Raw genomic sequence first — 7,546 nt, 5'->3', positions numbered from 1 at the left:
GGTGCTTCGTTCTTGCACCAGCGCCCGGAGCGCCCCCCTCCCAACCTCCCCCCAGAGGGGGGAGGAGCCATGCCTATTTGCCGAATTCGTCGCCCAGTTCTTCCGCCCGCCTGCACGCCGCGTGCAGCGCCTTCACGAATTCCGCCTTCACCTGGTCGTTCTCCATCGAAGTCAGCGCCGCATAGGTCGTTCCGCCTTTCGACGTGACCCGCTCCCGCAGCACCTGCAGCGGCTCCTGCGAAGCGCGGGCGAGTTCGGAAGCGCCCGCGAACGTGCCTACCGCGAGCCGGCGCGCCTGCTCCTCGCCCAGCCCCATCTCCGCCCCCGCCTGCGTCATCGCCTCGAGGAAATAGAACACGTAGGCCGGCCCCGACCCCGACAGCGCCGTCACCGCATCGAGTTGCTTCTCTGCATCGACCCAGAGGTACTCCCCGGTGGTCGCGATCACCTGCTCGACGCGGGCCTTCTCCGCTGGCGTCACCCCCGCGCGCGCGAACAAGGCCGTCATGCCCTTGCCCACCAGCGCCGGGGTGTTGGGCATGGAACGCACGATGCGCTGCGTCCCCAGCCAGGCCGCGATGCTGTCCGAGCGGATGCCCGCCGCGACGCTCAGGTGCAGCGCCTGCGACACGTGCGCCTTCGCCTGCGCGGCGGCCTCCTTGAAGGTCTGCGGCTTCACGGCCCAGACGACGAGGCCGCAGTCGGCCAACGCAGGGCCGGCATGCTCTTGCGCGGGGACGCCGAACTGCTGCTGCAAGCGCGCGCGCTGCCCGTCGAACGGTTCCACGACGGCCACCTGCGCCGGGGCGAGCCCCTGCCGGAGCAGCCCGCCGATGATGGCGCTGGCCATGTTGCCGCCGCCGATGAATGCGATGCGAGTGGTGTCCATCATTCCTGTCCCAGGTATTCGAAGGCCGCGAACTGCGTGACCTGCTGCGACCTGAAATTGTCGTCGCTCACCACGACGAGTGTGCGCCGGCCACCGGGCAGGCGCGGGCCCCAGCACATGCCCTCGGTGTTGTCCAGGCGCGAGAGGCCCAGTTGCGCGAAGTCGGCCACGAAGCGCTTGGGGCAGGGCCGGTGGTTGCCGGGCTCCAGCCGCGGCAGGGCGAGCGTGTCGCTGCCGTCCCGGATGTCGATCTCGTAAATGCGCAGCGACAGGCCCACTCCGGCCATGAACGCGCGTTCCAGCACCAGCATGCGGCTCGCGTCGATCATCAGGATCTCGCTCACGCCGTTGTCGGCGGCGCCGGGAAGAACCGGCGCCTGCGGGATGGCATCGGGCAGGTAGGCCACCTGGCGCACGGCGCGGCCGCTGGCGACGTCGAAGGCGGTGAAGCGGCACGGGCCGCCCGGGCGGCCGACGCCGGGCTCCGGCCCGTCCTGCTGCAGCGCGGCCTCCATGCCGACCCAGGCCGTGCGGGCGTCCGGCGTGAGCGCGAGGCCTTCGAAGGTGAGGTTGGCGCGCGGGCCGGTGCCGGGGCGTTGCGCGAACTGCAGGGCGGCGGGCACTTCGAAGTCGCGCACGTGGCTGCCATCCAGCCGCGCCTGCTTCAGCGTCGGGGACTGGTTGGCGGGGTAGTCGCCCTCGCTGGTCCACAGGAACCCGCCCCGCCCGGGCAGCAGCCGGATGGCTTCGGGATCCACCACCTCGCCGCCGGCCTGGCGCCTGGGGAACGGGGTGCCGGCGGCCTGGCGCAGCGTGATGGCCTCGAGCACGTCGACATCGAGGCGGTCGGTGCGCACGTCCACGCGCAAGGTGTAGCAGCGCGCCGGCTGCCGCTCGGAGCGGTCGTCGCTCAGCGCCACCCACAGGCCCGTGGCTGGATCGTGGTCCAGCCCCGAGAGGCCGCCCACCGTGGTGCCCTGCACCTGCAGGCCGTGCGGCAGGATCTTCTCGCCGAGAAGACGCAGCTGCGATGCGCCTTGCGGCGCGGTCGGCACCCTGCGCGTGACGCAGCCGGTGGCAGCGAGCGCGCAGGCCGCGGCGGTGCCGCGCAGCAGCGCGCGGCGCGTGAGGAAAACGGGAGGCGCAATGGGATGCATGGGCGCGCAGTCTACTGGCGCGCGCCGGCTCAGCCCGGAGGCGCGGTGCTGCCGCGGCACACCAGCTGCACCGGATAGTCCTGGAAGGCCTCGAAGGGCTGGCCCTCGAGGCGGGCCACGAGCTGGTCGGCCGCGGCGCGCCCGAGCTCGGTGATCGGTGTCGCCACGCTGGTCAGGCCCGGCGTCTGCGTGGCGCCGAGGTCGGTGTTGTCCACGCCCGTGATCGACAGGTCCTGCGGTACCCGCACGCCCGCCTTGCGGCAGGCCACCATGGCACCGACCGCGAACACGTCGTTGGTGGCGACGATGGCCGTCGGCCGGTCCGGCAACGCCAGCAGTTGCGCCATCGCCGCTTCCGCCGCCGGCAGCGAGATCGGGGCGTAGGCGATGTGGCGCTGGTCCAGCGACAGGCCGGCCTCGGCCAGCGCCGCGCGCAGGCCTTCTCCGCGGGCGCGGGAGCGATCATTGCCGGCCAGCGGCGCGCTGAGCAGCCCGATGCGCGTATGCCCCAGCGCGATCAGGTGCCGCGCGGCCTGGTAGGTCGCGGCGCGGTTGTCGAAGCCCACGCTGGGATGGCGCTGCAGCGGATCGACGCCCCAGGTCAGCACGAAGGGGCGGCCGTAGTCTTCCAGCAGCGTGAACAGGGCCTGCTCGTGGTCCAGGCCCACCAGCACGAAGGCATCGACGCCGTGCTCGATCAGCTGGCCCGCGATGCGCGTCTCGCTCGCGAGGTCGTAGTGGTGTTCGGCCAGCACCAGGGCGTAGCCGCGCTCTCCGAGGCGCTGCTGCAAGGCGCTGGTGGTGCGCGCGTAGAGCGCGTAGTCGAAGGAGGGCACGATGGCGCCGACCATCTTGCTGCGATGGCTGCGCAGCGTGCGCGCCGCGCCGTGGGGCACGTAGCGCAGCTTGCGGGCGGCGTCCAGCACCTTCTCCCGGGTCGCCGGGTCCACCCGGTCGGGCGAGTTCAGCACGCGCGAGACCGTGGCCGTGGAGACGCCCGCGAGCTGCGCCACGTCCTTGGCGTCGGAGCGCGCCTTGGGTGGCGCGGCGCCGTTGCCGGATCCCGGCCTGTTCATACCTCGGTCCCTTGTGAAAACGATTGCAAGAAGGGTGCCGAAGCGGCGCCGCTGGGGCGCACTGTATACCCAACCAATGCCCCTTGAACAAGCTCGCTCCAGAGGGAAATCCCTGAGTCCGCGCGGGAGCGACCCGGATAGACTGCCATCCGATGTAAACGATTGCATTGACGGCGATCAAAGAACAGGAGACAGGCAATGAAGGAAGAATCCACCGGCGCTGCCGGCACCCTGCCGGCCACCCGCCGCCGCTTCATCGGCCAGGCCGCCGCGCTCGGCGCCGCCGGCATGGGCACGGGCTGGGCGGCCGACGCGCTGGCGCAGGGGCCGGCCGACCTCGCGCCCTACCAGCGCGCGAAGATCAACTGGAAGCAGGCCGAGGGCGAGTCCATCTCCGTGGCCGTGATCCCGGCCAGCTACTTCGACAACCTGCTGGCGCTGCTGCCGCAGTTCGAGGCGCTGACCGGCGTGAAGGTGCGCGCCGAGAAGGTGCCGCCGGGCCAGATCCGGCAGAAGGCGATGCTGGACCTGTCGTCGAAGACGGCGACCTACGCGACCCACGCGGCCGACCCGATGTACTACCCCCTGTACGTCGCCAACAAGTGGGTCGACCCGCTGGACAAGTACCTGAACGACGCCTCGCTCACCGACCCGGCCTGGTTCAACTACAACGACATCCTGCGCGCCTGGCGCGAGGCCGACTCGGTGGGCGGCAAGCCCTACGGCATCCCCTACGACGGCGAGGTGACGGTGCAGGTCTACCGCAAGGACCTGTACGACGCCAAGGGCCTCAAGCCGGCCGAGACGTACGAGCAGCTGCTGGCCAACGCCAAGGCCCTGAACGACCCCGGCAACCGCATGTACGGCCTGGCCCTGCGCGGCTTCTCCGGCGCCGGCCAGAACATGTACATCTACCCGTCGCTGTTCCGCGGCTTCGGCGGCGACTGGTTCCACAACAAGGCGGTCACCGTCAACAGCCCCGAGGCCGTGCGCGCGCTGGAGTGGTACGTGGGCGCGCTGTCGCAGTACGCGCCGCCGGCGGTGCGCAACTGGAACTGGCCCGACATCGCCGATGCGTTCTCGCAAGGCACCGTGGCCTGCTACCTGGACGCGCACTCCTCCGCCGCCGTGATCACCAACCCCGAGAAATCCAAGGTGGTCGGCAAGGTGGGCTACGCCCGCTGGCCCAAGGGCCCGTCGGGCAAGCGCGTCACCTCGATCTGGAACTGGGGCTTCCCGATCAACGCCGCCCTGAGCGAAAAGCAGAAGAAGGCCACCTGGCTGTTCATCTCCTGGGCGGCCTCCGCCGAGACGCAGGCGCGCACCTCGTGGAAGTTCGACGGCCCGGCCAAGCGCTCCGGCCTGAACCGCACCTCGCTGTGGAAAGCGCCGGAGTTCGCAGCCGCCATGAAGGGTGCCGGCGACCACTTCATCGAGGCGGCGCTCGAATCCCTGGAGCACGACACCGACGTCGAATGGCGCCCGCGCGTGCCGCAGTGGCCGGCGGTGGGCGAGACCATGGCCACGGCGATCCAGTCGGCGCTGGTCGGCCAGAAGAAGCCCAAGGAAGCCCTGGACGAGGCGCAGGCGCGCATCGCCCAGATCATGAAGGCCTGACACCCCCGATCCGATGAACTTCGCCCCGCCGGCGAGGGCCGCGGGGACCCTGGAGCAACAGGAGCGGCGCTTCGCGCTCGCCCTGTTCGCGCCCGCGTTCCTGCTGCTGCTCCTCACCACCACCGCGCCCCTGGTGTTCCTGGCCTGGAACAGCCTGCAGAAGCTGGACCTGAGCATGCCCTGGGTCTCCGGCTTCGCCGGCCTGGAGAACTACACCAAGATGGGCGCCGATCCGCGGTTCTGGAATTCGCTGGCGCTCACCGCGGTCTACACCGCCTCCACGGTGATCCTGCAGGTGGTGGTCGGCCTGTCGCTGGCGCTGCTGGTGCTGCAGATCCCGCGCGGGCAGGGCCTGCTGCGGGTGGCGGCGATCCTGCCGATCGTGCTGGCCCCGGTCGTGGTGGGCCTGTTCTGGCGCACCCTGGTGCTCGCGCCCGACGTGGGCCTGGTCGACCTCGTCACCCGCGCGCTGGGCCTGGGCAGCCACAACTGGCTGGGCGACCCGCAGCTGGCGCTGGTGTCGGTGATCGCCATCCACACCTGGCAGTGGACGCCGTTCGCCTTCCTGGTGCTGCTGGCCACGCTGGCCACGCTGCCGCCGGACGTGTACGAGGCCGCGCGCCTGGATCGCGCCGGGCCCTGGCAGCGCTTCTGGCACATCACGCTGCCGCTGATCCGCCCCGCGGTGGTGATGGTGGTGATCCTGCGCACGATGACGGCGCTGTCGGCCTTCGCCGCCATCTTCGCGGCCACCGGCGGCGGCCCCGGCACGTCCACCGAGATCCTCAACCTGTACGCCTACCGCACCTCGTTCACCGAATTGAACATCGGCTACGGCTCGGCGCTCGCGATGGTGCTGCTGGCGATCACGCTGGCGGTGTCCTGGCTGCTGTTCCGGCGCAGGAAGGCGCACTGATGAATCCGCGACTGCCGCGCCGCGTGGCGCTGTTCACGATCGCCGGCCTGCTGGTGTCGGTGTGGGCCTTCCCCGTGCTGTGGGCCCTGCTCACGTCCTTCAAGACCGAGCGCGACGTGCTGGCCTATCCGCCGCTCGTGGTGTTCGCGCCGACGCTGGCGAACTACCGCGACGTGCTGTGGGGGCCGGCTTCCATCCTGCCCAACCTGTGGTCCAGCCTGGTGGTGAGCGCCAGCGCCACCGCGCTCACCCTGCTGTTCGCCGTGCCCGCGGCCTACGCGCTGGCGCGCCTGCGCTATCCGGGCAAGCGCGCCAGCGGCTTCTACGTGCTGGCCACGCAGATGCTGCCGCCGGTGGGCCTGGTGATCCCCTACTACCTGGTGCTGCAGAAGGTCGGCGGCCTCGACACCTACAGCGGGCTGGTCCTGATCTACCTGACCTTCTCGCTGCCCTTCGCGATCTGGCTGCTGGTGTCCTACTTCGAGGACATCCCCTACGAGATGGAAGAGGCGGCGCTGCTCGATCGCGCCGGGCGGCTGCGCACCCTCTGGTACGTGATCCTCCCGCAGGTGCGCGGCGGCATCGCCGTCACGACCGTGTTCGTGTTCCTCAATGCGTGGAACGAGTTCATGTTCGCCGTGGTGCTGGGCGGCAACAAGGTGCGGCCGGTCACGGTCGCGATGTTCAATTTCATCTCGGTGGAGCAGACGCAGTGGGCGCGGCTGGCCGCCGGGGCGATGGTGGCGATGGCGCCGGTGATCCTGGTGGGCCTGCTGGCGCAGCGCCACATCGTCAAGGGACTCACGGTGGGGGCCGTCAAGGGAGGAGGCCGGCGATGAGCCAGGGAAGCGTGCGCCTGCAGGGCGTGGTCAAGAAGCACGGCGAGACGACCGTGCTGCACGGGGTGGACCTGGAGATCCGCGCCGGCGAGTTCTTCGTGCTGCTCGGGCCCTCCGGCTCGGGCAAGACGACCACCCTGCGCATCCTCGCGGGGCTGGAGGCGGTGAGCGGCGGCAAGGTGTTCATCGACGACGTGGACGTGACGGGCGCCGAACCCGGCGAACGCGACGTCGCCATGGTGTTCCAGAGCTATGCGCTCTATCCGCACATGACGGTGGCCGAGAACATCGGCTTTCCGCTGCGCATGGTGGGCATGCCCAAGGAGGCGGTCGCCAAGGCGGTGGCGGATGCGGCGGCGCGCGTGAGCATCGGCCACCTGCTGCAGCGCCGGCCGGGCCAGCTCTCCGGCGGCCAGCAGCAGCGCGTGGCGCTGGCCCGCGCGATCGTGCGCCAGCCCAAGCTGTTCCTGCTGGACGAGCCGCTGTCCAACCTCGACGCCAAGCTGCGGCTGGAGACGCGGCTGGAGTTGAAGCAACTGCAGCGGGCGCTGGGCGTCACCACCGTCTACGTCACCCACGACCAGGAAGAGGCCATGACGCTGGCCGACCGCGTGGCGGTGTTCATGGACGGGCGCATCGTGCAGGTGGCGACGCCGCGCGAGATCTACAGCCGCCCGGCCCAGGTGGCGGTGGCCGGCTTCATCGGCACCCCGCCGATGAACCTGCTGCCGGCCACGTGGCTGGCCAACACCGTGGTGGTCGACGGCGTCGCGCACCCGGTGGGTGCCAGCACGCCGACGCCGCGCGAGGTCGTGCTGGGCGTGCGCCCGGGCGAACTGCGCTCCGGCGGCGACGGCACGGCGGCCCGCGTCGAATACATCGAGGAGATGGGCGACTACTGCATCGTGGACCTCAAGGCCGGCGAGCAGCGCCTGCGCATGAAGGCCGACGGCGCGGCCACGGTGCGCGAGGGCGACACCACGCACCTGAGCTTCCCCTCCCCGGCCGCCCACCTGTTCGACCGCGCCAGCGGGGCGCGCCTCAACTGAATC

At 70.9% G+C, this 7,546-nt stretch carries 7 protein-coding genes; 4 read left to right on the top strand and 3 right to left on the bottom strand.

Features of this window, described 5'->3' with window-relative positions; genetic code table 11:
* Positions 1 to 73: 73 nt before the first annotated feature.
* From proC to WG923_RS20050, 3 genes are read right to left on the bottom strand one after another with little or no spacing between them, the layout of a single operon-like run.
* Positions 74 to 892: a pyrroline-5-carboxylate reductase gene (gene proC / locus WG923_RS20060; protein ID WP_340352761.1), complete on the bottom strand. Its 819-nt coding sequence runs from the start codon at positions 890 to 892 to the stop codon at positions 74 to 76.
* Entirely contained in the window at positions 889 to 2,046 is a 1,158-nt protein-coding gene (locus tag WG923_RS20055; RefSeq protein ID WP_340352760.1) for an esterase-like activity of phytase family protein, read from the bottom strand. Before WG923_RS20055 ends, proC begins: the two co-directional genes overlap by 4 nt.
* 29 nt (positions 2,047 to 2,075) lie before the next feature.
* Positions 2,076 to 3,122: a LacI family DNA-binding transcriptional regulator gene (locus WG923_RS20050; RefSeq protein ID WP_340352759.1), complete on the bottom strand. Its 1,047-nt coding sequence runs from the start codon at positions 3,120 to 3,122 to the stop codon at positions 2,076 to 2,078.
* Between the two features lie 198 nt (positions 3,123 to 3,320).
* Between WG923_RS20050 and WG923_RS20045 the strand changes: the two genes are divergently transcribed.
* Genes WG923_RS20045 through WG923_RS20030 form a run of 4 tightly spaced genes read left to right on the top strand, consistent with a single transcriptional unit; the run spans position 3,321 to position 7,543 of the window.
* Complete coding sequence (locus WG923_RS20045) at positions 3,321 to 4,739, top strand: ABC transporter substrate-binding protein (RefSeq protein WP_340352758.1); 1,419 nt, start codon at positions 3,321 to 3,323, stop codon at positions 4,737 to 4,739.
* Between the two features lie 13 nt (positions 4,740 to 4,752).
* A complete protein-coding gene (locus WG923_RS20040; RefSeq protein WP_340352757.1) occupies positions 4,753 to 5,655 on the top strand; it encodes a carbohydrate ABC transporter permease in 903 nt (300 codons plus the stop codon).
* On the top strand, positions 5,655 to 6,494 hold the full coding sequence (locus tag WG923_RS20035; RefSeq protein ID WP_340352756.1) for a carbohydrate ABC transporter permease: 840 nt from the start codon (positions 5,655 to 5,657) through the stop codon (positions 6,492 to 6,494). Before WG923_RS20040 ends, WG923_RS20035 begins: the two co-directional genes overlap by 1 nt.
* Positions 6,491 to 7,543 (top strand): ABC transporter ATP-binding protein, encoded by a 1,053-nt coding sequence (locus tag WG923_RS20030; protein WP_340352755.1) that lies wholly within the window; start codon positions 6,491 to 6,493, stop codon positions 7,541 to 7,543. Before WG923_RS20035 ends, WG923_RS20030 begins: the two co-directional genes overlap by 4 nt.
* The last annotated feature ends 3 nt before the right edge of the window (positions 7,544 to 7,546 follow it).

This window comes from Ramlibacter sp. AN1133 (assembly GCF_037890035.1).
Taxonomy (GTDB): Bacteria; Pseudomonadota; Gammaproteobacteria; order Burkholderiales; family Burkholderiaceae_C; genus Ramlibacter.
Note: the sequence above shows the minus strand (reverse complement) of the source record. Positions and strands in the feature narration are given on the sequence as shown.